Annotated in this window: 25 protein-coding genes, 1 pseudogene and 1 riboswitch; of the genes and pseudogenes, 8 read left to right on the forward strand and 18 right to left on the reverse strand. The window is 59.5% G+C overall.

From position 1 onward, the window contains the following. Window positions 1–59 precede the first annotated feature (59 nt). From ICA15_RS03325 to cobO, 6 genes are read right to left on the reverse strand one after another with little or no spacing between them, the layout of a single operon-like run. Window positions 60–1,562 (reverse strand): cobyric acid synthase, encoded by a 1,503-nt coding sequence (locus ICA15_RS03325; RefSeq protein ID WP_210553666.1) that lies wholly within the window; start codon window positions 1,560–1,562, stop codon window positions 60–62. Beyond that, on the reverse strand, window positions 1,559–2,551 hold the full coding sequence (gene cobD / locus ICA15_RS03330; protein ID WP_210553667.1) for a threonine-phosphate decarboxylase CobD: 993 nt from the start codon (window positions 2,549–2,551) through the stop codon (window positions 1,559–1,561). Before cobD ends, ICA15_RS03325 begins: the two co-directional genes overlap by 4 nt. Then, window positions 2,544–3,452 (reverse strand): adenosylcobinamide-phosphate synthase CbiB, encoded by a 909-nt coding sequence (cbiB, locus tag ICA15_RS03335; RefSeq protein WP_150601235.1) that lies wholly within the window; start codon window positions 3,450–3,452, stop codon window positions 2,544–2,546. Before cbiB ends, cobD begins: the two co-directional genes overlap by 8 nt. After that, a complete protein-coding gene (gene bluB / locus ICA15_RS03340) occupies window positions 3,449–4,099 on the reverse strand; it encodes a 5,6-dimethylbenzimidazole synthase (protein WP_210553668.1) in 651 nt (216 codons plus the stop codon). The genes cbiB and bluB overlap by 4 nt, the downstream gene beginning before the upstream one ends. After that, window positions 4,096–5,496 carry a cobyrinate a,c-diamide synthase gene (locus ICA15_RS03345; RefSeq protein WP_210553669.1) on the reverse strand — a complete coding sequence of 467 codons (1,401 nt, stop codon included), beginning with the start codon at window positions 5,494–5,496 and terminating at the stop codon, window positions 4,096–4,098. Before ICA15_RS03345 ends, bluB begins: the two co-directional genes overlap by 4 nt. Then, entirely contained in the window at window positions 5,493–6,104 is a 612-nt protein-coding gene (cobO, locus tag ICA15_RS03350; protein ID WP_047300314.1) for a cob(I)yrinic acid a,c-diamide adenosyltransferase, read from the reverse strand. Before cobO ends, ICA15_RS03345 begins: the two co-directional genes overlap by 4 nt. An 80-nt stretch (window positions 6,105–6,184) precedes the next feature. Further along, window positions 6,185–6,411: riboswitch (cobalamin riboswitch) on the reverse strand. A 163-nt stretch (window positions 6,412–6,574) separates the two neighbouring features. Here cobO and ICA15_RS03355 point away from each other — a divergent pair. Both ICA15_RS03355 and ICA15_RS03360 read left to right on the forward strand, forming a co-directional pair. Then, window positions 6,575–7,159: a hypothetical protein gene (locus tag ICA15_RS03355; protein WP_150618454.1), complete on the forward strand. Its 585-nt coding sequence runs from the start codon at window positions 6,575–6,577 to the stop codon at window positions 7,157–7,159. A gap of 66 nt (window positions 7,160–7,225) precedes the next feature. Continuing rightward, window positions 7,226–8,539: a PQQ-dependent sugar dehydrogenase gene (locus ICA15_RS03360; RefSeq protein ID WP_210553670.1), complete on the forward strand. Its 1,314-nt coding sequence runs from the start codon at window positions 7,226–7,228 to the stop codon at window positions 8,537–8,539. Between the two features lie 131 nt (window positions 8,540–8,670). Here the strand turns inward: ICA15_RS03360 and ICA15_RS03365 are convergent, their stop codons facing one another. From ICA15_RS03365 to ICA15_RS03385, 5 genes are all read right to left on the reverse strand, one after another. Beyond that, entirely contained in the window at window positions 8,671–9,207 is a 537-nt protein-coding gene (locus tag ICA15_RS03365; protein ID WP_150601230.1) for a C40 family peptidase, read from the reverse strand. Window positions 9,208–9,427: 220 nt separating this feature from the next. Further along, a complete protein-coding gene (locus ICA15_RS03370; protein WP_150601229.1) occupies window positions 9,428–10,045 on the reverse strand; it encodes a C40 family peptidase in 618 nt (205 codons plus the stop codon). A gap of 226 nt (window positions 10,046–10,271) precedes the next feature. Beyond that, window positions 10,272–10,976: a DnaA regulatory inactivator Hda gene (hda, locus tag ICA15_RS03375; RefSeq protein ID WP_150601228.1), complete on the reverse strand. Its 705-nt coding sequence runs from the start codon at window positions 10,974–10,976 to the stop codon at window positions 10,272–10,274. Between the two features lie 218 nt (window positions 10,977–11,194). Further along, entirely contained in the window at window positions 11,195–12,268 is a 1,074-nt protein-coding gene (locus ICA15_RS03380) for an AI-2E family transporter (protein ID WP_150601227.1), read from the reverse strand. 34 nt (window positions 12,269–12,302) lie between these two features. Then, window positions 12,303–13,361 (reverse strand): DUF2066 domain-containing protein, encoded by a 1,059-nt coding sequence (locus ICA15_RS03385; protein ID WP_210553671.1) that lies wholly within the window; start codon window positions 13,359–13,361, stop codon window positions 12,303–12,305. Between the two features lie 369 nt (window positions 13,362–13,730). Between ICA15_RS03385 and purM the strand changes: the two genes are divergently transcribed. The 3 genes from purM to ICA15_RS03400 are packed head-to-tail and all read left to right on the forward strand — an operon-like array spanning window position 13,731 to window position 16,161. Beyond that, window positions 13,731–14,789 carry a phosphoribosylformylglycinamidine cyclo-ligase gene (gene purM / locus ICA15_RS03390; protein ID WP_210553672.1) on the forward strand — a complete coding sequence of 353 codons (1,059 nt, stop codon included), beginning with the start codon at window positions 13,731–13,733 and terminating at the stop codon, window positions 14,787–14,789. Further along, window positions 14,789–15,439 carry a phosphoribosylglycinamide formyltransferase gene (purN, locus tag ICA15_RS03395; RefSeq protein WP_210553673.1) on the forward strand — a complete coding sequence of 217 codons (651 nt, stop codon included), beginning with the start codon at window positions 14,789–14,791 and terminating at the stop codon, window positions 15,437–15,439. The genes purM and purN overlap by 1 nt, the downstream gene beginning before the upstream one ends. A gap of 8 nt (window positions 15,440–15,447) precedes the next feature. Continuing rightward, window positions 15,448–16,161 carry a DUF3108 domain-containing protein gene (locus ICA15_RS03400; RefSeq protein WP_042558305.1) on the forward strand — a complete coding sequence of 238 codons (714 nt, stop codon included), beginning with the start codon at window positions 15,448–15,450 and terminating at the stop codon, window positions 16,159–16,161. A gap of 183 nt (window positions 16,162–16,344) precedes the next feature. Here ICA15_RS03400 and ICA15_RS28545 read toward each other — a convergent pair whose 3' ends face one another. The 3 genes and pseudogenes from ICA15_RS28545 to ICA15_RS03410 all read right to left on the reverse strand — a co-directional run bounded on the left by ICA15_RS28545 (window position 16,345) and on the right by ICA15_RS03410 (window position 19,130). Further along, complete coding sequence (locus tag ICA15_RS28545; RefSeq protein ID WP_411959647.1) at window positions 16,345–17,208, reverse strand: methyl-accepting chemotaxis protein; 864 nt, start codon at window positions 17,206–17,208, stop codon at window positions 16,345–16,347. Next, window positions 17,200–17,970: pseudogene (locus ICA15_RS28550) on the reverse strand (MCP four helix bundle domain-containing protein); the annotation flags it as partial. The gene ICA15_RS28545 and the pseudogene ICA15_RS28550, both read right to left, overlap by 9 nt. Window positions 17,971–18,107: 137 nt before the next feature. Continuing rightward, window positions 18,108–19,130, reverse strand: coding sequence for an amidohydrolase family protein (locus ICA15_RS03410; RefSeq protein ID WP_210553674.1), 1,023 nt, complete (start codon window positions 19,128–19,130; stop codon window positions 18,108–18,110). A gap of 151 nt (window positions 19,131–19,281) precedes the next feature. Between ICA15_RS03410 and ICA15_RS03415 the strand changes: the two genes are divergently transcribed. Together ICA15_RS03415 and ICA15_RS03420 are read left to right on the forward strand one after the other, a co-directional pair. Then, complete coding sequence (locus ICA15_RS03415; protein ID WP_042558302.1) at window positions 19,282–19,698, forward strand: OsmC family protein; 417 nt, start codon at window positions 19,282–19,284, stop codon at window positions 19,696–19,698. Window positions 19,699–19,759: 61 nt separating this feature from the next. Then, window positions 19,760–20,626, forward strand: a complete 867-nt coding sequence (locus ICA15_RS03420; protein WP_210553675.1) for a pirin family protein — start codon at window positions 19,760–19,762, stop codon at window positions 20,624–20,626. 93 nt (window positions 20,627–20,719) lie between these two features. Here ICA15_RS03420 and ICA15_RS03425 read toward each other — a convergent pair whose 3' ends face one another. From ICA15_RS03425 to ICA15_RS03440, 4 genes are all read right to left on the reverse strand, one after another. Continuing rightward, window positions 20,720–21,448, reverse strand: a complete 729-nt coding sequence (locus tag ICA15_RS03425) for a dienelactone hydrolase family protein (protein WP_150618449.1) — start codon at window positions 21,446–21,448, stop codon at window positions 20,720–20,722. 68 nt (window positions 21,449–21,516) lie between these two features. Next, window positions 21,517–23,421, reverse strand: a complete 1,905-nt coding sequence (htpG, locus tag ICA15_RS03430; protein WP_150618448.1) for a molecular chaperone HtpG — start codon at window positions 23,419–23,421, stop codon at window positions 21,517–21,519. 82 nt (window positions 23,422–23,503) lie between these two features. After that, window positions 23,504–23,956: a PaaI family thioesterase gene (locus tag ICA15_RS03435; protein WP_210553676.1), complete on the reverse strand. Its 453-nt coding sequence runs from the start codon at window positions 23,954–23,956 to the stop codon at window positions 23,504–23,506. Further along, complete coding sequence (locus ICA15_RS03440; RefSeq protein WP_210553677.1) at window positions 23,953–24,429, reverse strand: PaaI family thioesterase; 477 nt, start codon at window positions 24,427–24,429, stop codon at window positions 23,953–23,955. Before ICA15_RS03440 ends, ICA15_RS03435 begins: the two co-directional genes overlap by 4 nt. Before the next feature lie 158 nt (window positions 24,430–24,587). Between ICA15_RS03440 and ICA15_RS03445 the strand changes: the two genes are divergently transcribed. Next, window positions 24,588–24,824 carry a hypothetical protein gene (locus ICA15_RS03445; RefSeq protein WP_007959016.1) on the forward strand — a complete coding sequence of 79 codons (237 nt, stop codon included), beginning with the start codon at window positions 24,588–24,590 and terminating at the stop codon, window positions 24,822–24,824. Window positions 24,825–24,844 lie beyond the last annotated feature (20 nt).

Genomic DNA, 24,844 nt, shown 5'->3' on the forward strand with positions numbered 1-24,844 from the left:
GCAACCGGCCCCATCGCTGGCAAGCCAGCTCCCACAGTGATCACCGTAGCCGGATCACCTCAGCCCCCTGTGGGAGCTGGCTTGCCAGCGATGGGGCCATGACATTCACCCTGGATCCCACAGAGCTGACGCAACAACCCGGTATCCAGATGCTTTTCCACCAGATCCGCCAAGCGCTCGATATCGCGCTCACGCAACCCGTGGTAATCCACCGTTTGCACATCGCTCAACCCGGCCCAGCGCAGCAACGCCGAACTGGCTGCCGGCGATTCGAACAAGCCATGCAGATAGGTGCCGAACACCTGACCATCAGCACTCTGCGCACCGTCACAACGACCGTCATCCAACCGCACCGCCGCGTTCTCTAGCGCCGGCCCGGTGGTGACGCCAGCATGAATTTCGTAGCCGCTGACTTCGGCATCTTCCAGCGCGAGACGACCGCGCACGTTGCGCAATTGCTTCTCGGCTTCAAGCTGTGTTTCAAAGGCGAGTAAAGCCAAACCGGCACTGGAACCGGGCGCGCCCTCAAGACCCAGCGGATCGTGCACGTGCTCGCCGAGCATTTGCAGACCGCCACAAATCCCCAGTACTTTGCCGCCGTAACGCAAATGGCGACTGATCGCTGTGTCCCAGCCATTGGCCCGCAGATAAGCCAGATCACCGCGTACACTTTTCGAGCCCGGCAGAATGATCAGATCGGCCGGCGGAATCGCCTGTCCCGGGCCGACAAAATGCAGATCCACCTGTGGATGCAAACGCAGCGGATCGAAATCGGTGTGGTTGCTGATGCGCGGCAGCACCGGCACCACGACTTTCAGCACGTGTTCGGCCTTGTCGGTCTGGCGCTGATCGATGCCGTCCTCGGCCTCAAGATGCAGATCCATCACGTACGGCAACACGCCGACCACCGGTTTGCCGGTGCGCTGTTCCAGCCAGTCGAGGCCCGGTTGCAGCAACGCAATGTCGCCGCGAAAACGGTTGATGATGAAGCCTTTGACCCGCGCCTGTTCGCTCGGCGACAGCAGCTCCAGCGTGCCGACCAGATGGGCAAAAACGCCGCCGCGATTGATGTCGGCAATCAGCAGCACCGGGCAATCCACGGCCTCGGCAAAACCCATGTTGGCGATGTCGCCGGCGCGCAAATTGATCTCCGCCGGCGAGCCTGCGCCTTCGACCATCACCAGCGGATACGCAGCGCTGAGGCGATCGTGGGAGGCCAGCACGGCTTGCATCGCGATGGCTTTGTAGTCGTGATAGGCGACAGCGTTCATGCTGGTGACGGCGCGGCCATGGATGATCACTTGCGCGCCGGTGTCGCTGTTCGGCTTGAGCAGCACCGGGTTCATGTCGGTGTGCGGTTGAATATTCGCCGCTTGCGCCTGCACCGCTTGTGCGCGACCGATCTCGCCACCATCAGCCGTCACTGCGCTGTTGAGCGCCATGTTCTGCGGTTTGAACGGCACCACCGCTACACCCTGACGGGTGGCCCAGCGGCAGAGTGCCGTCACCAATGTGCTTTTACCGGCGTCGGAAGTGGTGCCTTGCACCATCAGGGTTGTCATCGGGTTTCCTTGGCGAACGCTTGCAGCGCTTGTTCGAGGCGTAACTCTTGAGCGGCATCGACAGGCAGGCCGAAACGCAAACTGCTGTTGTGTGTGAAGAGGCGCAGGAGGATGCCGCGTCGGGCCATGAATTCGTGCAGCACTTGCGCCTGATCGGTGATCAACCATTGAAACAGCGCGCAACCGCCCTGGGGTTTGAAGCCGTAACGCGCAAGCAACGCGGCCAGCCGCTCACTGGCTTCATCGCTGCGTATCCGCTGGCGTGTATGAGCTTCGGTGTCTTGCAGACACGCCTGGCCGAGCACCCGGGTCGGCCCGCTGACCGCCCACGGCCCGACCTGTTCGGCGAGCAGTTTGAGCAACTTGCGATCGGCCAGCACAAAGCCCAGTCGCACGCCGGCCAGACCGAAGAATTTGCCAAACGAACGCAGTACGACCAGGCCCACCAAATGCGAGTGCGCGGCCAGACTCAATTGTGGCGTGTTGTCCATGAACGCTTCATCGACCACCAGCCAGCCGCCGCGCTGCGCCAGTCGCGCATGCCAGTCGAGCAGGCGCGCCGGGGTCAGGCTCAGGCCGGTGGGATTGTTCGGATTGACCACCACCAGTACGTCGAGGCTGTCGATAAAGAACTCGACTTCCTGCTCCAGCACCTCGCGCACGATGTAACCGCTGCGGCGCCAGGCCTCGGCGTGCTCGGCATAACACGGCGACAACACGCCGACCTTGCCGGCCCGGCGCAAACGCGGCAGCAACTGAATGGCCATTTGCGAACCGGCTACCGGCAACACCTGCGCCGCACCGTAGTAATCACACGCCGCCTGCTCCAGACCATCGTCGGTTTCCGGCAAGCGTGCCCAGGCGCGCAGCGGGATCTCCGGGATCGGGAACGGCCATGGCGCCAGACCGCTGGAAAGATCCAGCCAATCCGCTTCGGCGATGCCGTAATCGAGTGCAGCCTTGCGCAGTCGGCCACCGTGCTCAAGCATAGAATTCAGCCCCCACGCAGAGAATCAGCAGCCATAACCATACCCCGCGCTGGACCAATTGCCAGCCACGGTCGATGGAATCGGCATCCGCGGGCAAGCCCTCGCCGAGTTGCGGACGCTCATGCAATTCGCCGTGATAGATCGCCGGGCCGCCCAGCTCCACACCCAGCGCACCGGCACCCGCCGCCATTACCGGGCCGGCGTTGGGGCTGTCCCATTTTGGCGCCTGTGTACGCCAGCACTTCAAGGCCAATCGGGTTTTGCCCAGCAGCGCGTAAGTCAACGCCACAAGGCGCGCGGGAATGTAGTTGAGGACGTCGTCGATTTTTGCCGCACACCAGCCGAATCGCTCGAAACGTTCATTGCGATAACCCCACATCGCATCAAGCGTGTTACTCAAGCGATAGAGCACCACGCCCGGCGCGCCGGCCACGGCAAACCAGAACAACGCGGCAAACACCGCATCGCTGCCGTTTTCCAGCACCGACTCGGTGGCGGCACGGGCAACCGCCGTGCTGTCGAGTTCGCTGGTCTGGCGGCTGACCAGATAGCCGACGCGTTTGCGCGCCTCATCCAGATCATCGGCGCGCAACGCCTTGGCCACCGGTTCGACGTGCTCGCCGAGGCTGCGCATGCCGAGAGCGCAATACAGCGCGAGAATCTCGACGATCCAGCCAACATACGGCGCCCAGGAAAACGCGGTGGCGAGCAACGTCAGCGGCAGCACCGCGATCACCCACGCGGTGACGCCATGACTGCGCCAGCCGCGACCCCCGGCGTTGAAACGTTGCTCGATGCGCCCGGCAAAATTGCCGAACGCCACCAGCGGATGCCAGCGTTTCGGTTCACCCAGCAGCGCATCCAGCGCAACCGCGGCGACACTCAACAACGCCACACTCATTGACTCACTCCCCAATAATTTTCGTACAGCAACTCATTGAGCGGACGCGCCTGCGCCCACCCTTCGAGTACCAGCATCGGCGCCGGATAGAATTCCTTGACCGGGCCCAGGCACAAAACGGCCAGAGGTTTGGCGCCTTCCGGCAGTTTCAACAGATCGGCCAGCGCCTGCGGCTCGAACAGCGAGACCCAGCCCATGCCCAGACCTTCGGCGCGGGACGCCAGCCACAGGTTCTGGATCGCACAGGACAGCGACGCCATGTCCATTTCCGGCAGCGTGCGGCGACCGAAGATGTGTTTTTCGCGATCGTCCATCAGCGCGGCGACCAGCACTTCAGCGCAATCATTGATGCCTTCGACCTTGAGGGTCATGAACTCATCGCTGCGTTCGCAGAGGGCTTCGGCGGTGCGGATGCGCTCTTCTTCAACGAGGTTCTGGATTTGCCCGCGCAGGGCTCGGTCGCTGATACGAATAAAGCGCCACGGCTGCATCAGGCCGACGCTCGGGGCCTGATGCGCGGCTTCGAGCAGGCGGTGCAGCAGCTCGGGCGCGACGGTGCCACCGGTGAAGTGGCGCATGTCGCGGCGTTCGGCGATGGCTTTGTAGACCGCTGCGCGTTCGGCTTCGGAGAATGCGTTGTCTTTCATGGCCCCATCGCTGGCAAGCCAGCTCCCACAATGGGCGGTGTAATGCCTGAAGAAACGCGATCCCCTGTGGGAGCTGGCTTGCCAGCGATGGCGGCCTCAAGTTGAGGCGCAAACAGTGCAGCGATAGCCACAGGATTCGACGGAAAATAAAAGTGCACATAAGAAGCCGTCATCCGCCCTTCCCTGTAAACCGCCTCAGCCCCACGCCCGCCATTCGGACTCAGCCCGCGAGCAATCGGGGTCAATTCAGTCGTCGTCAGGGAGTGATGATACGTGTGCCCGCGCAGCGAGCCCTCCGGCAGATCAACCGCTTGCAGCGCCAACGCCGCCAGACGCTTTTGCATGACCGCATCGCCCTTAAGCAAACCGACCAGTTCGGCGCGGGTGCCTTCAACGTCAGTCAGCGAATCAAGCAGATAAAGCATGCCGCCACACTCGGCCAGCAATGGTTTGCCCGCCGCATGGTGCGCGCGGATCGCGTCGAGCATCGCAGTGTTCTGCGACAACGCCACGTGGTGCAATTCCGGGTAGCCGCCCGGCAGATACAGACTGTCCGCCTCAGGCAATTGCGTGTCGCGGATCGGCGAGAAGAAGCTCAACTCGGCACCCATCGCCCGCAGCAAATCGAGGCTGGCGCCGTAGGTGAAGGCAAACGCCTCATCATGGGCGATAGCGATTCGCACACCTTGCAATAGCGGTTCGGCAACGATCACTTCCGGCGCCACGAATTCCACGGCCGGTGGCAGCGCTACCTCGCAACTGCTGGCAAGCGCTTCGGCGGCGGCGTCGAGGCGAACATCCAGGTCGTTCAGTTCGCTGGCCTGCACCAGACCCAGATGACGGCTCGGCAACTCGATCCCGGTCTCGCGGGACAGTGCGCCGTACCAACGCAAACCCTCGGTGAGGCTGCCTTCAAGCAATTGCGCATGACGCAAAGTGCCGACGCGATTGGCCAGCACGCCCGCAAACGGCAAGTCCGGCTGATAACGCGCCAGCCCCAGCGCCAATGCGCCAAACGTCTGCGCCATCGCGGTGCCGTCGATCACGCCCAGTACCGGCACGCCGAAATGCCGCGCCAGGTCAGCGCTCGACGGTGTGCCGTCAAACAGGCCCATCACGCCTTCGATCAAAATCAGATCGGCTTCGGCGGCGGCTTCCCACAACAGGCGACGACTTTCCTGCTCGCCGACCATCCACATATCGAGTTGATAAACCGGCGCTCCGCTGGCGCGCTCGAGAATCATCGGATCGAGGAAGTCCGGGCCGCACTTGAACACGCGCACCTTGCGCCCCTGATTGCGATGCAAACGAGCGAGTGCAGCGGTGACGGTGGTCTTGCCCTGACCGGAGGCCGGCGCGGCGATCAGTACCGCCGGGCAGTGACGTGGCTGATTCAAAGTTCGACGCCTTTCTGCGCTTTGATACCAGCCTGGAAGGCGTGTTTGAGCATGCCCATTTCGGTGACCGTGTCGCCCATCTCAATCATTTCCGGCTTCGCCCCGCGACCGGTGACGATCACGTGCTGCATCGGCGGACGCGCCTGCAAATCGCTGAGCACCTGATCGAGATCGAGGTAGCCGTGCTTGAGGGCGATGTTCAATTCATCGAGCACCACCAGACCGATCGACGGATCACGCAATAACTCGCGCGACACCGCCCACGCAGCTTCGGCGGCGGCGATGTCGCGTTGGCGATCCTGGGTTTCCCAAGTGAAGCCCTCGCCCATCACGTGAAAACGCACCTGCTCGGGAAAGCGGCGGAAGAACAGCTCTTCACCGGTGCTGTTACGGCCCTTGATGAACTGCACCACGCCGCACTGCATGCCGTGGCCCATTGCGCGGGCGAGCATGCCAAACGCCGAGCTGCTTTTGCCTTTGCCGTTGCCGGTCAGCACCAGCACCAGGCCGCACTCGTCGGGCGAGTTGGCGATGCGTTCATCGATCACGGCTTTTTTGCGCTGCATACGCGCCAGATGGCGTTCGTCACGCTCGGGGGAATCAGTCATGGGGGAGCTCTCCGTTGAGGCTGGATAACGGCGGGCAGGCACAAGAATAGACGGCAAAAAGCCTGGCATCGCCCACCGTGATGCCGCTGGATGGATCAGGCCGGTCTCCGGGCTCATGAGCGGCGTTCGCCTGACTGCGCGCCTTCCCGCTGTTAAGCAGTGGCACAAGACGCAGTTTTCACTCATTTACCGTTGCGGGGGCAGCGCCGGGATCGTGGTTGTTCTTCGCTTGAAGACAACCCTCACCAGCTTCCCTGTTTCACTCTGTCGACGCAGGTCACAGAGCACCTGAAACAAGCCGCGAAGGTTAGAGGGTTGGGGGTGGAGCGTCAATTAAAGAGGGGGTCATCGGGCGAATAACTGCCGCCGATCAATTATCCGACGCCAATCTTGTGCCACGCTGAAACAAATGATATCAAAGAGCCATGCTTTTGCCGCAAAAGCACACCACAACAATAAGGATGATTACGATGCAAGGCATGATCATCAGCAATCCGCGCCTGGAATTCCTGCGCCCGGTGCTAGAACGCTGGTTTGACTGTATCGACCGCTACAACGCCGTGCGCGGCGACAGTGACACGCCCTACTGGCATGACGAGAAAGCCAATCTCGGATTGCTCTGTGCGGCCGCCTGGATGGCGGAGTTGGTGACGTTGCGCGACACCGCCACCCGCAAGCAGAACGAGGAAGGCGAGCGCAACGCCCGCGCCGATCTGTTCCTGGCGGGTGCCGAAGACCGCGCATTTATCCAGGCCACGCAACGCTGGCCACGCGTCAACAACCTCAACCTGAACCAACCCCTGCTGGATATCACCAACGACGCCAAACGCCTCAGCTACGCCAGCGACCTCAAACTCGGCTGCCTGTTTGTCGCCCCGCAAAAAGCCCAGCACAGCGCCAGCCCGGAAGAATTGCAGGACATGGTCGACGACCTGCAAAAGGAACACACCTGCGCCGTCGCCTGGTATTTCCCCTACGCCTATCGCAAATTGCGCAATGAAGCCGGCAACTATCACCCGGGCATTGCCGTGCTGTTCAAAGAAGCCCGCGGCTGAGCAGTTGAACCATCGGGCTTGCGCGCTCCTCTATGACTAGGAATGCATTCATAGGGAAGATCAGCAATGCGCAAGCCCCAGCTCGTTTTCGTCATCGCCCTCGCCGGAGGGCTCACCGCCTGTGGTGAATCGTCCAGCCTGCAGGTCATCGACGGCACCGGCCCGTCACCGAAACTGCCCGAACCGAACAAAACCCTGATCCCGACGGTGAATATCGCCCCGGCGGTCGGCTGGCCCGCGGGCGGTAAACCGACCGCTGCGGCAGGCACACAAGTCGCGGCATTTGCCGAAGGCCTCGATCATCCGCGCTGGCTCTATGTGTTGCCCAATGGCGATGTACTGGTAGCAGAAACCAACGCACCGCCCAAACCTGATGACAGCAAAGGCGTGCGCGGCTGGGTCATGGAAAAAGTCATGGGCAAGGCTGGCGCCGGTGTGCCGAGCCCCAATCGCATTACTCTGCTGCGCGATGCCGACCATGATGGCGTGGCCGAAACGCGCACGGTATTCCTGCAGAATCTCAATTCACCGTTCGGCATGACGCTGGTTGGCAACGACCTGTACGTCGCCGACACTGATCGCCTGCTGCGCTTCAACTACGAACCCGGCACGACCGAAATCAAGACGCAGCCGATCAAGGTTGTCGATCTGCCTGGCGGCACGCTCAACCATCACTGGACCAAGAACGTCATCGCCAGCAAGGACGGCAGCAAGCTGTACGTCACGGTCGGCTCGAACAGTAATGTCGGCGAAAACGGCCTGGATAAAGAGGAAGGCCGCGCAGCGATCTGGGAAGTGGACCGCGCAACCGGCAATCACCGCATCTTCGCATCGGGCATCCGCAACCCCAACGGCCTGGCGTGGGAGCCCACCAGTGGCGCGTTGTGGACCGCGGTCAACGAGCGCGACGAAATCGGCAGCGATCTGGTGCCGGACTACATCACCTCGGTCAAGGACGGTGGCTTCTATGGTTGGCCGTTCAGCTATTACGGCCAGCACGTCGATGTGCGCGTAGAACCGCAGAACCCCGATCTGGTCGCCAAAGCCATTGCGCCGGACTACGCCGTTGGCCCACACACCGCTTCGCTGGGTCTGACGTTCGCCGAGGGCAACAAGCTGCCAGCGCAGTTCAAGGAAGGCGCATTCATCGGCCAGCACGGCTCCTGGAACCGCAAGCCGCACAGTGGTTATAAAGTGATTTTCGTACCCTTCGCGGCAGGCAAACCGACGGGCCAGCCGGTGGATGTGCTGAGCGGTTTTCTCGACAAGGACGAGAACGCACTGGGTCGCCCGGTGGGCGTGGTGATCGACCAGCAAGGTGACTTGCTGGTGGCTGATGATGTGGGGAACAAGGTGTGGCGAGTGTCTTCCGCTAAATAACCTGTCGCGCCCCAAAACGACTGTAGGAGTGAGCCCGCTCGCGATAGCGGTCTTTTAGTCAACGATGGTGTTGACTGAAAGATCGCTATCGCGAGCAGGCTCACTCCTACATTAGATTTGCAAAGTTTGATCTACGGGTTACGCGCCAGATGCTCCGGCTGCAACACCCGCTTCGCACTCAGATAAGCCTTCTGCCAATACGCCTTCGACAGGCTATCGAGCTTCACCGTGCCGCCGGTTGCCGGCGCATGCACGAAGCGCCCTTCCCCGACATAAATCCCCGCATGACTGACCTGCGAGCCACCATTGGTGGCGAAGAAAATCAGATCGCCGGTTTGCAAACCTTCCTTACCCACATTCGGCGCCTGCATGACGATCAGGTCGCGCGTGGTTCTTGGCAGCAAAATACCCGCCGCATCACGGTAAACAAAGCCGATCAGCCCGCTGCAATCAAATCCCGAGTCCGGTGTATTGCCGCCCCAGCGATAAGGCGTGCCAACCAGACCGAGCGCGCGGAACAGTACGTCTTCAGCAGCGGGCGAGAATGATTGCGAGGGGCCGAAGACCACCGGAGCGCGCACCACGGGTGCTGGTGGCGGCGTACGGCTGGCGCAGGCGCTGAGCAGCGCTGCGAAAAAGATCAATGTGAGGCGGGCCGACATGGTCATAAGCAGAACATCCTGATCTGGCTGCGGCTTTTTCTGCCGGAGGGACAGAAAACAAAACCGCCTGCGTCAGCACGCAGGCGGTTTGCCATCAATATAGATTCAGGATTCTAGCGGCTACGCGGCAAACTTCAAGTAAGACTTTAACTTCACCTTGTAAAGTATAGGTCTACTCCGTTGCCGGGAGCCTGATTGTCGCCGCGAACGCAGCGACATCGGGGAGTTACTTGCGAGCAGTGACTACGGTTGGAGCGTTAGCCAGAGCTCGTTTCGCTTCGATGAAGGTCTTGCTCCAGTAGCTGTCACCCAGGCTGTCGATGCGAACACCGCCGCTGCGACGACTGCTGGAGTGAATGAACTGGTTGTCACCCAGGTAGATCCCGGCGTGACTGACACGTCCACGACGACCATTGGTGGCGAAGAACAGCAGATCGCCCGGCTCAAGGTTTTTGCGCGACACCAGCGGCGCATCCACATTGATCATTTCGCGAGTGGAGCGTGGCAGGTTCATGCCAGCTTCTTCGCGGAACAGGTAGCCGATGAAACCGCTGCAATCGAAACCGGCTTCAGAGGTACCGCCGAAGCGGTAACGGGTACCGATCAGGGACATGCCGCGTTCGAGAATACTGTCGGCCAGAACTGGCAGCTGGTAAGGCTTGTTGCCGTTGAAATCCGACAGTTCTTTTTCGGTGTCCAGCTCTTCCTGGTAAATAACGGAAGACTGGGCGGTAGCAGAATTTTTAACCTGTTGAGGCTGCTCTTGAACTGGAGAATGAGCAGCGCAACCGTACAACAGGGTGACGAGTGCGAGAGGCACGAGGGGTGCGAAGCGCTTTAGCATGGGCACGACCGTGGCTGATAGTTGTAAAGAAGCCGAGACTATGCCCGCTATCATCCTCATTTGCAAATTCAATCGATCTTTTTGTGACTTCTCGGTTTCTCGTTTACATCTAAGCGCTTAAGCCCATTTGAACCGATACGCGGTCTGCACGCTGTGCAGAAAAGCGGATTTTCTGGCGCCTGAAAGATGCCGAAGCATGCTGCAAGCCGCAATTTTCAAGGGTTGGCTACCAACCGAGCGTTTCTTTCAGGAAAGGAATTGTCAGCTTGCGCTGAGCCTGCAAAGAGGCCTGATCGAGTTGCTCCAGCAGTTCGAACAGCGCGCTCATGCTGCGAGTGCCGCGAGTCAAAATGAAATGCCCGACTTCATCGGTCAGATGCAGACCACGACGCGATGCGCGCAATTGCAGGGCACGCAATTTGTCTTCATCGGAGAGTGGGCGCATCTGGAAAATCAGCGCCAGCGTCAGGCGTGATTTCAGGTCCGCCAGTTTGACCGGCAGCTCACGTGGCGAGGTAGACGCTGCGATCAGCAAGCGCCGACCGCTGTCACGCAGGCGATTGAACAGATGAAACATCGCCTCTTCCCAATCAGCCTTGCCGGCAATCACCTGCAAGTCATCCAGGCAAACCAGTTCGTACTGTTCAAGGTTGTCGAGAATTTCGGTGCCGCGATCCATCAACTCGGCCAGCGGCAGATACACCGCCGGTTCACCCATCTGTTCGAAACGCAGGCAAGCAGCCTGCAACAAATGCGTACGCCCTACGCCGTGCTTGCCCCACAGATAGATCAGGCTTTCCGTCCAGCCGGCGTCGGCTTCGCATAGGCGCTCGACATAGCCGAGTGCAGCGGCATTGGCGCCTGGGTAGTAGTTGATGAAGGTGGCGTCGTCACGCAGACGCACACCTAGGGGCAGCTGAATCGGTTTCATGCTGACTGAACAGTTCTCAAAGGAACCGTTAGTGGCCTCTGTGTAAAGTTGGCGAAGTTTATACCCGTGAAGCTGAGCGCACAATGCGACAGAGTCCAAGCAAAATCAAAGGTTTGCGTTAACACACTGGTTTTATGACAGTTTCTCTGACGCATTCGATCCAGCATTCCCCGCAAGACACGGGCCAACCCGGCTATTCGCCGGGTCGCCCCTCGCCACTACAGCTCCGGCTCGTCAGCGCCACTATAAATGTCGGAGTCCTTGTACAAATCGTGCATATGACGCACCAGCACCATGATCACCGCCGCCACCGGCAGCGCCAGCAACACACCCGTGAAGCCAAACAGCTCGCCGCCGGCCAGGATCGCGAAGATCACCGCCACCGGGTGCAGGCCAATCCGGTCGCCTACCAACAAGGGGGTCAACACCATGCCTTCCAGGGCCTGTCCGACCATGAACACGGCGACGATCCCGACCATCGGATACAGATCACCACCGAACTGGAACAACCCGGCAACCAACGCCGCACCGATGCCGATCACAAAGCCCATATACGGCACGATCGCCGCCAGCCCCGCGATCAGACCAATCAACAGCCCCAGCTCCAGGCCAACAATCATCAGCCCCGCGGCGTAAATCACCCCCAACGCCACCATCACCAGCAACTGACCGCGCACGAATGCACCCAGCACTTCATGGCATTCACCGGCCAGCGCGACGATGGTTGGCTCACGATCACGCGGCAACAGGCTGCGGATCTTGGCCATCATCAAGTCCCAATCGCGCAGCAAGTAGAAACTCACCACCGGGATCAGCACCAGATTGGCCAGCCAGCCGATCAGCGCCAGACTCGAAGCCGTCGCCTGGCTCAGCACCACGCCGACAATGTCGGTGGTCTGGCCCATGTGCTCACTGATCGCTGCTTTGACCTTGTCGAATTTCCAGAAGCCGTCAGACAGCCCCAGCTTCGATTGCGCCCACGGCACTGCCGAGTGTTGCAACCAGTCGAGCATCTGCGGCATCAGTTCGTACAGGCGCAGCAGCTGTTTGGCGAGCATCGGCACCAACACCAGCATCAGCGCGGTGACGATCAGCGTGAACAAAGTGAACACCGCGATAACGCCCCAGGTGCGCGACAAACCGAGCTTCTCCAGGCGATCCACCAGCGGATCGAACAGATACGCCAACAACAGCGCCACCAAAAACGGCGTGAGGATCGAGTGCAATAACCACACAAACACGCAAAGCAGGACTACCCCACCGAGCCAAAACCAACGCCGCGTATCGGCCATGTACCACTCCTACTGCTTCTATATAAGGAAAGACTTACCAGCGAAACCGCAATGACGGCGCTGCAGGTGTCGGGGCCGGAGCCGCGACCGGTGCTGAACCTGCCACCGCCGGCTGCGGCGCTGCCACCGGAGCCGGAGCTTCGGCTGGCAGTTCCTGCAACTTCGCCAGCGACAACTGCGCGCGCATCTGATCGGCACTGCCATTGACCCGATAGACGATGCGATCACCATCAACGCTTTTCAGACGCACGCCAAACGGTTCAAGTAACCGCAACAACGCGGCGTAGCGTTCAAGATTCATGCCCTGCACTTCCAGGGTCTGCTGCCCGCTTGCCCCAGGCTTGGCCGCAAAGCGTGGCGCCAGGCGCTGGGCAACCGCAAGCATCACTGCATCCGCAACGGCTGCCTGATCCGCCCCTTGCACACTGCCCGCTTCTTTTTGATCACCTAGCCACAAATGCCATTTGGCCTGCCACTGACCACCCTCTTCACGCGCATGCACAGCCAGCAACGCATCAGCGTTATAGCGCTCCGAAGCATCGCGCAAAGGCGCGGCATCCGTGCCTTCGAGTGCCGGCGCCGTGGCGACCAGTTGTTCACTCAGATCGGCCAAAGGCAAACGCAATGGCAAGCCACGATGTTGAGCGGCTGTGCGCAACGGCGCTGCAGCCGCCTGACCATCACCGACCAGACTCGAACCTTCAGCCGAGTCGTTCAGCCACCAGCTCAGTATCGACGGCCGACTGGCGCCCCACAGGGACAATCCGGCGCGACGCAATGCCTGCTCGGTACTGTTCGGATCGAAATCGACTTTCAGCACCTCCGGCGGCCCGGCGTCAAAACCGAACTGACTGATGATCTGCTGCGGGTCCTTGCGAACGGCTGCCAACCCCGGATTTTGCGCAGCTTTTGGGTCACCGGTCAGGCGCAATACCAGCGTATCCAGCGCGGCCTGAGTAGCGCGCTCGCGCTCCTCCGGAGCCTGGCCCTGGACCGGCTCACGCACTTGATAAAGGCCTTTGAGGTTTTCGGCATGACTCGCCAGGCTTACCAAAGACAAACAGCCCACAAACAACAATTTACAAAAACGCATGGAGAATTCCCGTCGACAGGAGCGGCTGGAACAGGCCGCGTGAATCGGTTGAGCAAGGCTGTGACAATCTGCCAGCACCAAACATTCACACGGCGGCGGTAAGTTTTTGCACAGTGATAACGATAGACGGTTAATTGCCACACCTTATACAGGCAGCCGCACGCCTCAATTGCAAAAAATTTCGAGTGATATGGCCCTGCCCGTCGGTACGAGGATGGCCGCTGCCCCTCAAGCCTGATAAAATCGCGCGCCTTCGCAGACCGGCAACAGCCGGGCACCTCGAAACTCGCGTGAGGCTATCGCCCCATCGACTTCGGCGCCCCGCTGAACTCGGTCGTTACCCCTGAATCCCCCCTAAAGGCCTGGATCATGAGCAAGCAACCCTCCCTGAGCTACAAGGACGCCGGTGTAGACATCGACGCCGGTGAAGCATTGGTCGAACGCATCAAGAGCGTCGCCAAGCGCACTGCGCGTCCGGAAGTCATGGGCGGCCTGGGCGGTTTCGGCGCCCTCTGCGAAATCCCGGCCGGCTACAAGCAGCCAGTACTGGTTTCCGGCACTGACGGCGTCGGCACCAAGCTGCGCCTGGCCCTGAACCTGAACAAGCACGACACCATCGGCATCGACCTGGTCGCCATGTGCGTCAACGACCTGGTGGTGTGCGGCGCCGAGCCGCTGTTCTTCCTCGATTACTACGCCACCGGCAAACTCAACGTCGAGACCGCTGCCCAGGTTGTGACCGGCATCGGCGCCGGCTGCGAACTGTCCGGTTGCTCGCTGGTTGGCGGCGAAACCGCTGAAATGCCTGGCATGTACGAAGGCGAAGACTACGACCTGGCCGGTTTCTGCGTCGGCGTCGTGGAAAAAGCCGAAATCATCGACGGCTCGAAAGTCGCCACCGGTGACGCGCTGATCGCCCTGCCTTCGTCCGGCCCGCACTCCAATGGCTACTCGCTGATCCGCAAGATCATCGAAGTGTCCGGTTCCGACATCGAAAACATCCAGCTCGACGGCAAACCGCTGACCGACCTGCTGATGGCCCCGACCCGCATCTACGTGAAGCCGCTGCTCAAGCTGATCAAAGACACCGGCGCGGTCAAAGCCATGGCCCACATCACCGGTGGCGGCCTGCTCGACAACATCCCGCGCGTTCTGCCAAAAGGCGCTCAGGCCGTGGTCGACGTCGCCAGCTGGAATCGCCCGGCCGTCTTCGACTGGCTGCAAGAGAAAGGCAACGTTGACGAGACCGAGATGCACCGCGTTCTGAACTGCGGCGTCGGCATGGTCATCTGCGTCGCTCAGGAGCACGTTGAAGTTGCCCTGAAAACCCTGCGTGACGCTGGCGAACAGCCTTGGGTCATCGGCCAGATCGCAGTCGCTGCCGAAGGCGCTGCTCAGGTCGAACTGAAGAACCTTAAGGCTCATTAATGTCCGCAACCTGTGATGTCGTGGTGCTGTTGTCCGGCACCGGCAGTAACTTGCAGGCCTTGATCGACAGCACGCGGACCGGCGAAAGCCCGGTCCGCATCGCTGCGGTGATTTCCAACCGCGCCGACGCCTACGGCCTGCAACGCGCCAGTGACGCGGGTATCGCCACCCGCTCGCTGGATCACAAGGCTTTCGAAGGTCGCGAGGCCTTCGATGCTGCCCTGATCGAACTGATCGACGAATTCAATCCCAAACTCGTGGTACTGGCCGGTTTCATGCGTATTCTCAGCGCTGACTTCGTTCGCCACTATCAGGGTCGCCTGCTCAACATCCATCCTTCGCTGCTGCCCAAATACAAAGGGTTACACACCCATCAGCGCGCGCTGGAGGCCGGCGACACCGAGCACGGCTGCTCCGTCCACTTCGTCACCGAGGAACTCGATGGCGGACCACTGGTCGTACAGGCAGTAATACCGGTAGAGTTGCACGACACGCCGCAGAGTCTGGCGCAGCGAGTGCATGCTCAGGAACACTTGATCTACCCCATGGCTGTACGCTGGTTTGCCGAAGGCAGGCTTGCACTCGGGGACGCAGGTGCTTCACTGGACGGCCAGTTACTCGCGGCCAGCGGCCATTTGATTCGACACTAGGAGATATTATGCGTCGCGCCCTGCTATTTGCTTGCGCACTGCTCGCCCTGCCTTTCGCGCAGGCGGCAGACCTTCAACCGTTCTCCGCCAGCTACACCGCCGACTGGAAACAGCTGCCGATGAGCGGCACTGCCGAACGCAGCCTGTCCAAGGATGCCAAAGGCGTCTGGACGCTCAGCTTCAAGGCGTCGATGATGATCGCCAGCCTCACTGAGACCAGCACCCTGACCCTGGACAAAGACACGCTGCTGCCGCAGTCCTACCACTTCGAACGTGGCGGTCTGGGCAAGGCCAAGAAGGCTGATCTGGACTTCGACTGGACCAACAAACTGGTCACCGGCACCGACCGTGGCGATGCGGTGAAAATCCCGCTGAACCGTGGCATGGTCGACAAATCGACTTATCAGCTGGCACTGCAACATGATGTTGCCGCCGGCAAGAAGACCATGAGCTACCAAGTGGTCGATGACGGCGAAATCGATACCTATGACTTCCGCGTGCTTGGCTCGGAAAAAGTCGACACCAAGGCAGGCAAGATCGATGCGATCAAGGTCGAGCGCGTACGCGACCCGACACAAAGCAAGCGCATCACCGTCCTTTGGTTTGCCAAGGACTGGGATTACCTGCTGGTTCGCTTGCAACAAGTTGAAACCGACGGCAAGGAGTACAACATCATGCTCCAGGACGGTACGGTCAACGGCAAGGCTGTGAAAGGCAGCTGATCCGACGCGATGTAAAAAAGCCCCGCGATTGTGGGGCTTTTTATTGCCTGCGATTTCTGCAACGACACAACCCCTTGTAGGAGCTGTCGAGTGAAACGAAGCTGCGATCTTTTGATCCTGTTTTCAAGATCAAAAGATCGCAGCGTGCCGCAGCTCCTACAGGGATATTTCGGGAGGGTGCATTTAGACCGAGAACCTGGCCACCATGCTGTTCAAATCCACCGCCAATCGCGACAACTCCTGGCTCGCCGCACTGGTCTGATTCGCCCCCGCCGACGTCTGCATCGCCAGATCGCGAATATTCATCAAATTGCGATCCACCTCCCGCGCCACCGCCGCTTGCTCTTCCGAAGCACTGGCGATCACCAGATTGCGCTCGTTGATCAAGGTGAACGCCGAGGCAATCTCCTCCAGCGCAGTTCCGGCCGACTTGGCCAGGTCCAGCGTCGCACGCGCCCGCACGTTGCTCTGCTGCATCGAATCGACCGCTGAATCCGTACCTTGCTGAATGCCACCGATCATCTGCTCGATTTCCTGAGTCGACTGCTGAGTGCGATGCGCCAGCGCCCGCACCTCATCCGCGACCACTGCAAAACCGCGCCCGGCATCGCCAGCCCGTGCGGCTTCGATCGCCGCGTTCAGCGCCAGCAGATTGGTCTGCTCGGCAATCGAGCGGATCACATCCAGCACTTTGCTGATGCCATGAACCTTCTGCGCCAAATCTTCCATCTGGGTTGCATTGGCCGTCACGTCCTCGGCGAGAGATTCGATTGACGATACGGTCTGCTGCACCTGCTGGCGGCCATGCTGGGCAATGCGATCGGATTCGCGCGAGGCCTCGGAGGTCGCCACAGCATTGCTGGCCACCTCCTCCACTGCCGCGGTCATCTGATTTACCGCTGTCGCCGCCTGCTCGATTTCCAGACTCTGCTGATGCAGCCCACGCGTAGCGTCTTCCGTGACGCAACTCAGCTCTTCTGACGCTGAAGCCAACTGACTGGACGACTCGGAAATTTGCCGAATCGTGTCGCGCAGGTTGTGCTGCATGCTTTTGAGCGCTTGCAGCAACCGCGCCGGCTCGTCCTTGCCAGAGATGTTGATGTCGCCGGTCAGATCTCCGCCGGCCACCACTTGCGCCACACCTAAGGACTGCGCCAGTGGCAATACGATGCTGCGCGTCAGCAACAGCGCCAGACCGATGGTGATCAGCGCGGTAACGCCGATCATGACCCCGACCCAAACCCGCGAATGAGTGAACACCAGCCGCGCGGCCTCGGTAGCGAGATTGGCATTGTGTTTGTTCAGTTCAACCAGCTGACGCAGGAGTACGGCGATTTCATCGGCCAACGGGCTCATCTCGCCATTGAGAATGCGCGCCGCCTCCTCCACCCGATTCTGCGCAGACAACTGCATGACCTGCGCCTGAAGCTCCAGATATTGCTGCTCGGCCACCTTGAAGCGATCAAACAATTGGCGCTCTTCAGGCAGCACGATCAGCACGTCATAACGCTGTTGGGCCTCATTCAGTACCCCGAGCAGGTCATTGAGCTTGGCGACATTCTGCTGCAATGCCTGCGGATCACGATTGAGCAACAGGCGCATGGTCAGCGCGCGCAGGCGCAACATGTCCTGACTCATCTCACCGACCGCCATCACGCTCGGCAGCCAGTTGTTGTCGACCTCGTCGGACTGGGCGCGCATGTTCGACATTTGCAGCAGGGCGAACGCCCCAAGGGCAAACACCATCAACGCCAACAGGCCAAAACCGAGGCCGGCGCGCGGGGCAATATTGAGACTACGGATACTCATTGCTTTGGTTCCTTCCAGAAGCGCTGCATCAACCTACAGCGGGTTGCTCTAGAAGGTATCGGCCCGGCAGAAATTTGCGTAAGACGAAAACGTGATATCAAAACGCCTTAATACTTCTAACCCTCGGCATTAACGATTCAGCGCGATTTGCCGGACTTGAGCGCTGTTCGCGGCAATATCGCCAGGAAGTTATCGCGAGCGACCTTTTGTGCAACATCGTCGGGAAGTGCATCAAGGAAGGGCGCGAAGTTGTGCATTTCCTCACCGAGCTTGTTGAATCGCCCTACAACATCCGAGCCGAGCATGAAGCGCTCCGGGTATTTTTCAACCAGCGCCAGCCATTCCGGGCGCGGCTTGCCCTGTTCATCCAGCAGATACGGCTTGAGCATGCTCCACGACAGATCAATGAACAGATTCGGATATGCCTCGAGCATGCGCGTGAGGGTCGGCAGGAGAAAGTCGAGTTGTGTCTGGTGCCGATGTATTTCCGCACTGGTGCCGGCATGCGCCCAGATGAACCGCGTGTGCGGGTGATTACGCAGCGGTTGTTCGATTTCCTGCAGGTACAGCGGATTTCTCTCACGCTTGGAGGTGATGTTGGAATGCACCATCACCGGCAGATCGTTTTCTGCCGCCAAGTGATAGATCTTGGTCATCGCCTCATTGTTAGCGCGCGGCGTGTCACCGGACGTCAGCGCCGTCAGGTCGTCATGCCGCGTGAACACTTCGCCAATGCCTTGCCACAGCCCCGGATACAGTTCGAGCATGCGCTGAATATGCGCTGCGGAATTCTTGTCGTTCGGGTTGAAGCCTGACAGGAACGGATGAAAGTACGGCCGCTGCTCAGGCGTCAGTTTTTGCACGGCATCAGCGACGATCACGTCGGTGGCGCTGTACCAGTAGGCGTCGGCATCATCACCGGCGTAATAGCGCGGGCGCTTCGGTTCGTCCTCGTGCCACTTTTTCGCCACGGGAATGCCGGAAATCATCACATGCTCAATGGAATTTTCCTTCATGGCCGTCAGCAATTTCGGCATGCCGGCGGTTTCCTGGAAAAAATCCACGTAGTGCAGGTGCGCATCGCTGTAGGTGTATTCGCGGGCGCTGGCGCTACCGGCAAGCACCAGCAAACAGGCAAGACTCAAACGATACAGGGACACAATTAATCTCCGGCAAGTAGGCATAGCCTAGACCCCGCCCTGCCCCCAAGGGTTCATCCCGCAGGAAAGTGGAACGCGTGCCGGTGGGAATGCTCTATAACTGCAAGGTCTTTTTGATCGAACGACTTTTCCTGCTGCCAGTGAGGTTCACATGACCGTTACCGTCAATACCGTCTCCGCTGAAGGTTTTCGTCACACTGTCCAGATCGATGAACACGAACTGTTTGCCGACGTACCGGCCTCTGCCGGCGGCGAAGGCACGGCGCCAGAGCCGCACGATTACTTCGACGCCGCACTCGGCGCCTGCAAGGCCCTGACCCTGAAGATGTACGCGAAGAAGAAAGACATCCCGCTGACCGGCGTGGGAGTCGAGGTCAAACGCGATAACAGTGAAGAGCAGAAAGGCAAATACGCCCTGCACGTCACCCTTACCCTCAAAGGCGTGCTCACCGACGCCCAGCGCGAGGAACTGCTGCGAGTTGCCGACCGTTGCCCGATCCACAAGCTCATGACCACCAGCGAAGTCAGCATCGAAACCCATGCCCCACAAGGCTTCGACAGCCAATAACCATCCTGATGCCAGCGGCGGGTTATGCTTCTGGCATCACCCGCTCAGCCTGGAATGCACCATGGACACGCAACCCCTGATCATCCGCCCGCGAGCCGAAGACGTCGAAGGCCAGCCGATTCTTCGCCCGTTGCCGTCAGCCAAATGCCGCAGCGTCGGGCCTTTCGTGTTTTTTGATCACATGCTCGAAACGGTTTATCCGACGGGCAAAGGCATGAACATCCGACAGCATCCGCACATTGGTCTGTCGACACTGACCTATCTGTTTGAAGGCCAACTCCAGCACAAGGACAGCCTCGGCTCCGATCAGGTAGTCAGCGCTGGCGATGTCAGCTGGATGACCGCCGGCAGCGCGATTGCCCACGTTGAACGCACGCCGGCGCCGCTGTGGGATCAGAGTTTCACGATGCACGGTTTGCAGATCTGGCTGGCCTCGCCCAAGGATCATGAACAAGGCCCGGGGCATTACAGCCATCACCCGGCAGCGACCTTGCCGGTCAGCGATAACCTCGGCGTGCAGATTCGGATGATTGCCGGGTCAGGCTTTTGTCTGGAAACGCCAGTTCCGGTGCTTTCTCCTACGTTGTATGCCGAAGTGAAGATGCAAACAGCGACCACATTGCTGATTCCCACAGAGCATGAAGAGCGGGCGCTGTATATATTGAGTGGCGATGCACAACTGAACGGCGAAACGGTCGAACCGCATGCGCTGGTGGTGTTGCCGGTTGGGGAAGAAATGAGTCTGTTTGCCGAGAGCGATGTTCACGCTGTGGTGTTCGGCGGCGCGCCGCTGGACGGACCGAGGCGGATCAACTGGAATTTTGTTGCGAGCGATCCGGCAGCGATTGATGAGGCACGGCGTAAATGGGCGGCCGGGGATTGGCCGACGGTGCCGGGGGAAAGTGAGCGGATCGAGTTACCGCGTTGAGACGTTAAAGCAAAAGATCGCAGCCTTCGGCAGCTCCTACACAGGATCAATGTAGGAGCTGCCGAAGGCTGCGATCTTTTGACCTTGAAACAATCAGCCGCTGAACACTTCATCCAGCAAGTCATGCATCGACTTGAACGCCCGTTTGGCCGTCTTCGCGTCGTACATCATCTTGCCCGGCACATTGGCGTGCGGGTCGGTAAATGAGTGCACCGCACCGCCGTAGCTCAGCAATTGCCAATCCACCTTCGCCGCGTTCATCTCGTCTTCGAAGGCAGGCAGTTGCTCCTTCGGCACCAACGGATCGGACGCGCCGTGCAGTACCAGCACCGAGCCTTTGATGTTCTGCGCATCAGCAGGATTCGGTGAATCCAGCGTGCCGTGGAACGAAACGGCAGCCTTCACCGGCGCACCGGTACGCGCCAGATCCAGCGCACAGCAGCCGCCAAAGCAGAAACCGAACACCGCCAGTTTCGAAGTATCCACTGCCGCTTCGCCCTGAGTCTGTAACTGCTCGAACGCAGCCTGCATACGCGTGCGCAGCAGTGCGCGATCATCCTTGAGCGGCATCATCGCCGCACCGGCCTGATCAGCGTTCTGCGGACGCACGGCCTGACCGTAGACATCAGCGATCAACACCACGTAGCCCTTGGCCGCCACTGACTTGGCGATTTCTTCCGCGCCAGCGCTGACGCCCATCCAGTTCGGCGCCATCAACAAACCCGGACGCGCGCCTTTGTGCTCGGCGTCGAATGCCAGTCGACCTTCATAAGGTTGACCATCAATCTGATAGATCACGGAACGTACTGTGACTTGGCTCATTTCTGACTCCTGATTATTTGAACACCAGAATGAAAAAACCCGCCGAAGCGGGTTTTTTTACAACTTCATCAAACCGACAGTTCAACCAGCAGCTTGTTCAGGCGGCGCACGTAAGCGGCCGGATCCTTCAAGCTGTCGCCGGCGGCCAGGGCTGCCTGATCGAAGAGGATGTGCGACAGGTCGCCGAAACGCTCTTCGCTCTGCTCACCGTCGAGTTTCTCGATCAGCGGGTGGCTCGGGTTGAATTCGAAGATAGGCTTCGAATCCGGCACCTTCTGACCGCTGGCTTCGAGGATCTGACGCATTTGCAGACCCAGGTCCTGTTCGCCGATGGCCAGAATGGCCGGCGAATCAGTCAGGCGATGGGAAACCCGCACTTCAGCGACGGAATCGCCCAGCGCGGTTTTCAGACGCTCGACCAGACCTTCTTTGGACTTGGCGACTTCTTCTGCGGCTTTCTTGTCCTCTTCCGAGTCCAGGTTGCCCAGATCCAAGTCACCGCGTGCCACGTCAACGAAGGACTTGCCGTCGAAGTCGCTGAGGTAGCTCATCAGCCACTCGTCGATACGGTCGGTCAGCAGCAGCACTTCGATGCCTTTCTTGCGGAAGACTTCCAGGTGTGGGCTGTTTTTGACCTGCGCGTAGGTTTCGCCGGTGAGGTAGTAGATCTTGTCCTGACCTTCCTTGGCGCGTGCCAGGTAATCGGCCAGACCGACAATCTGCTCGCCTTCGTCGCCGTTGGTCGACGCGAAACGCAGCAGACCCGCGATTTTTTCCTTGTTGGCGAAGTCTTCTGCCGGGCCTTCTTTCATGACCTGACCGAAGTTCTTCCAGAAGCCCTTGTATTGCTCAGGCTCGTTCTTCGCCAGTTTTTCCAGCATGTCGAGCACACGCTTGGTCAGCGCCGACTTCATCGAGTCGATGATCGGGTCTTTCTGCAGAATTTCCCGCGACACGTTCAGCGATAGGTCGTTGGAGTCGACCACGCCTTTGATGAAGCGAAGATAGAGCGGCAGGAACGACTCGGCCTGATCCATCACGAACACGCGTTGCACGTACAGCTTCAGGCCTTTCGGCGCTTCACGCTGATACAAATCGAACGGTGCGCGGGCCGGCACGTACAGCAGCGAGCTGTATTCGAGTTTGCCTTCAACCTTGTTGTGGCTCCAGGCCAGCGGGTTCTCGAAATCGTGGGCGATGTGCTTGTAGAACTCCTGGTATTCCTCGTCCTTCACTTCGGTGCGCGGACGGGTCCACAGAGCACTGGCGCGGTTGACTGTTTCCCACTCGAGCGCTGGCGCCTCTTCGCCTTCGGCAGCCGTGACTTCTTTCGGCAGCTCGATCGGCAAAGCGATGTGGTCGGAGTACTTCTTGATGATGTTGCGCAGACGCCAGCCATCGGCGAACTCGTCTTCTGCAGCTTTGAGGTGCAGGACGATGCGGGTGCCGCGTTCTGGTTTTTCGATGGTGGCGACTTCGAACTCGCCCTCGCCTTTCGACGACCAGTGCACGCCTTCGCTGGCGTCAGTTCCGGCGCGACGGCTGTACACGTCAACTTTGTCGGCAACGATGAAGGCTGAGTAGAAGCCCACACCGAACTGGCCGATCAGGTGCGAATCTTTTTTCTGATCGCCCGACAGATTCTTCATGAAATCGGCGGTGCCCGACTTGGCGATGGTCCCCAGGTGGGCGATCACATCGTCACGATTCATGCCGATACCGTTGTCTTCGAGGGTGACGGTCTTGGCGTCCTTGTCGAAGCTCACACGGATTTTCAGATCTGCGCCACCTTCGAGCAACTCAGGCTTGGCCAGGGCTTCGAAGCGTAGCTTGTCGACAGCGTCAGAGGCGTTCGAGATCAATTCGCGAAGGAAGATTTCCTTGTTGGAATACAGCGAATGGATCATGAGGTGCAGCAGTTGCTTCACCTCGGTCTGGAAGCCCAGGGTTTCCTTTTGAGTTTCCACACTCATGGTCATCAAACTCCAATCAGATGGCAGTGGCCGCGACCCGAAATGGTCTGCGGCGGGTTGTCATCTGAGTTTGGGGCAGTGTTCAGGATTTCAAGGGCTCATCGATTTTGAAGTGCGCCCGAGCAGTGGCGATCGGTTCGCTTTCGGTACTTTGCCACGCCGTGATGGCAACGTTCGCCACCCGCCGCCCCTGGCGACAGACCTGACACCTGGCCCAAGTGTCGCGAAACTGCCCGGCGCGCAGGTAATCGAGGGAAAAATCGATGATCTTCGGCACGCCCGGCGCCCCGGTGAAAATCAATAAATGCAGGGCTGCGGCCAGTTCCATGAACCCGGCAATCACCCCGCCATGAATCGCCGGCAATAAAGGGTTACCAATGTTGTCCTTGTTCGCCGGCAGCTTGAACAGCAAGTCATCACCCACGCGTGAGCACTCGATGCCGATCAGCCCGGCGTACGGAATCAACTTGAGCAGCGGCGTGTAGTCGCCCTGCGCATGGGCCCGCTGCAACTGAACCTTTAGGTCGTCGCTCATTGGCCCTCCCCCCTGATAGCGCCACCAAAACCCTTGGTGCCCCTGATGTTTTTGCCCATGCGCATGAAAGTGCCAACGACGTGGGCAATCGGTTGCTCGGGATCATCCTGGTAGGCGAAGCCGCGAGCGAAGATCACATCGGTCGTCACTCGATAGCACTGGGCGAAGCCGTATACGTCTTTGTCGGGTTCTGCGGCGTGCATGTAGTCGATGCGCAGATCGAGGGTCGGGCAGACTTCGAACTCGGGCAGCACGCACAGGGTGGACATGCCACACGCAGTGTCCATCAAAGAAGTGATAGCGCCACCGTGTATTACGCCTGTCTGCGGGTTGCCGACGATTTTCGTGCTGTATGGCAGGATCACCGTGAGCCCATCGGCAGAGGCGCTGTGCACTTGCAACCCAAGGACCTGGCAGTGGCGCAACGCCGAAAGAAATCGCGTCGCACGCTCAAAAACGGGGTTTTCAGCCATATGATAATTACTCTCGTTAGAGCCTTTTGCCAGTAGTAGGAAAAACCGTAAAAGTTCCACTGAAAAAAGATCTTATATATCTGAAACAAATGAGGAACTTAACCCTCGGCGCTGAGTTCTTAAGGCCAGTAGTTATTTTCCATAAGGAGAAACACCCCATGCGTAAGACTTTAGCTATTGCCTTGATGTTGACCGCTTCCCTCGGTCTCGCTGCCTGCGATAAAAAATCCGAGGACAAAGCTCAAGATGCAAACCAACATGCTGAACAAGCTCAGCAAGACATGAACAAAGCTCAGGATAAAGTGAACGACGCTGCGAAAGAAAACGCCGAAGCTGCCAAAGCTCAGGCTGAATCGAACGCAGCTGCACAAGAAGAAGCCGCCAAAAAGCAGTAATTCGCTTTCTGGTGTGAAAA

Origin of the sequence: Pseudomonas sp. P116, assembly GCF_020149425.1 — a bacterium.
In the GTDB taxonomy this organism is placed as follows: domain Bacteria; phylum Pseudomonadota; class Gammaproteobacteria; order Pseudomonadales; family Pseudomonadaceae; genus Aquipseudomonas; species Aquipseudomonas anatoliensis.

Bases quoted from the DNA above. Each gene is read 5' to 3' on its own strand.
- ICA15_RS03325 (WP_210553666.1), bottom strand. From the start codon at position 1,562: ATGACAACCCTGATGGTGCAAGGCACCACTTCCGACGCCGGTAAAAGC.
- cobD (WP_210553667.1), bottom strand. From the start codon at position 2,551: ATGCTTGAGCACGGTGGCCGACTGCGCAAGGCTGCACTCGATTACGGC.
- cbiB (WP_150601235.1), bottom strand. From the start codon at position 3,452: ATGAGTGTGGCGTTGTTGAGTGTCGCCGCGGTTGCGCTGGATGCGCTG.
- bluB (WP_210553668.1), bottom strand. From the start codon at position 4,099: ATGAAAGACAACGCATTCTCCGAAGCCGAACGCGCAGCGGTCTACAAA.
- cobO (WP_047300314.1), bottom strand. From the start codon at position 6,104: ATGACTGATTCCCCCGAGCGTGACGAACGCCATCTGGCGCGTATGCAG.
- ICA15_RS03355 (WP_150618454.1), top strand. From the start codon at position 6,575: ATGCAAGGCATGATCATCAGCAATCCGCGCCTGGAATTCCTGCGCCCG.
- ICA15_RS03360 (WP_210553670.1), top strand. From the start codon at position 7,226: ATGCGCAAGCCCCAGCTCGTTTTCGTCATCGCCCTCGCCGGAGGGCTC.
- ICA15_RS03365 (WP_150601230.1), bottom strand. From the start codon at position 9,207: ATGACCATGTCGGCCCGCCTCACATTGATCTTTTTCGCAGCGCTGCTC.
- ICA15_RS03370 (WP_150601229.1), bottom strand. From the start codon at position 10,045: ATGCTAAAGCGCTTCGCACCCCTCGTGCCTCTCGCACTCGTCACCCTG.
- hda (WP_150601228.1), bottom strand. From the start codon at position 10,976: ATGAAACCGATTCAGCTGCCCCTAGGTGTGCGTCTGCGTGACGACGCC.
- ICA15_RS03380 (WP_150601227.1), bottom strand. From the start codon at position 12,268: ATGGCCGATACGCGGCGTTGGTTTTGGCTCGGTGGGGTAGTCCTGCTT.
- ICA15_RS03385 (WP_210553671.1), bottom strand. From the start codon at position 13,361: ATGCGTTTTTGTAAATTGTTGTTTGTGGGCTGTTTGTCTTTGGTAAGC.
- purM (WP_210553672.1), top strand. From the start codon at position 13,731: ATGAGCAAGCAACCCTCCCTGAGCTACAAGGACGCCGGTGTAGACATC.
- purN (WP_210553673.1), top strand. From the start codon at position 14,789: ATGTCCGCAACCTGTGATGTCGTGGTGCTGTTGTCCGGCACCGGCAGT.
- ICA15_RS03400 (WP_042558305.1), top strand. From the start codon at position 15,448: ATGCGTCGCGCCCTGCTATTTGCTTGCGCACTGCTCGCCCTGCCTTTC.
- ICA15_RS28545 (WP_411959647.1), bottom strand. From the start codon at position 17,208: ATGCAGCACAACCTGCGCGACACGATTCGGCAAATTTCCGAGTCGTCC.
- ICA15_RS03415 (WP_042558302.1), top strand. From the start codon at position 19,282: ATGACCGTTACCGTCAATACCGTCTCCGCTGAAGGTTTTCGTCACACT.
- ICA15_RS03420 (WP_210553675.1), top strand. From the start codon at position 19,760: ATGGACACGCAACCCCTGATCATCCGCCCGCGAGCCGAAGACGTCGAA.
- ICA15_RS03425 (WP_150618449.1), bottom strand. From the start codon at position 21,448: ATGAGCCAAGTCACAGTACGTTCCGTGATCTATCAGATTGATGGTCAA.
- htpG (WP_150618448.1), bottom strand. From the start codon at position 23,421: ATGAGTGTGGAAACTCAAAAGGAAACCCTGGGCTTCCAGACCGAGGTG.
- ICA15_RS03435 (WP_210553676.1), bottom strand. From the start codon at position 23,956: ATGAGCGACGACCTAAAGGTTCAGTTGCAGCGGGCCCATGCGCAGGGC.
- ICA15_RS03440 (WP_210553677.1), bottom strand. From the start codon at position 24,429: ATGGCTGAAAACCCCGTTTTTGAGCGTGCGACGCGATTTCTTTCGGCG.
- ICA15_RS03445 (WP_007959016.1), top strand. From the start codon at position 24,588: ATGCGTAAGACTTTAGCTATTGCCTTGATGTTGACCGCTTCCCTCGGT.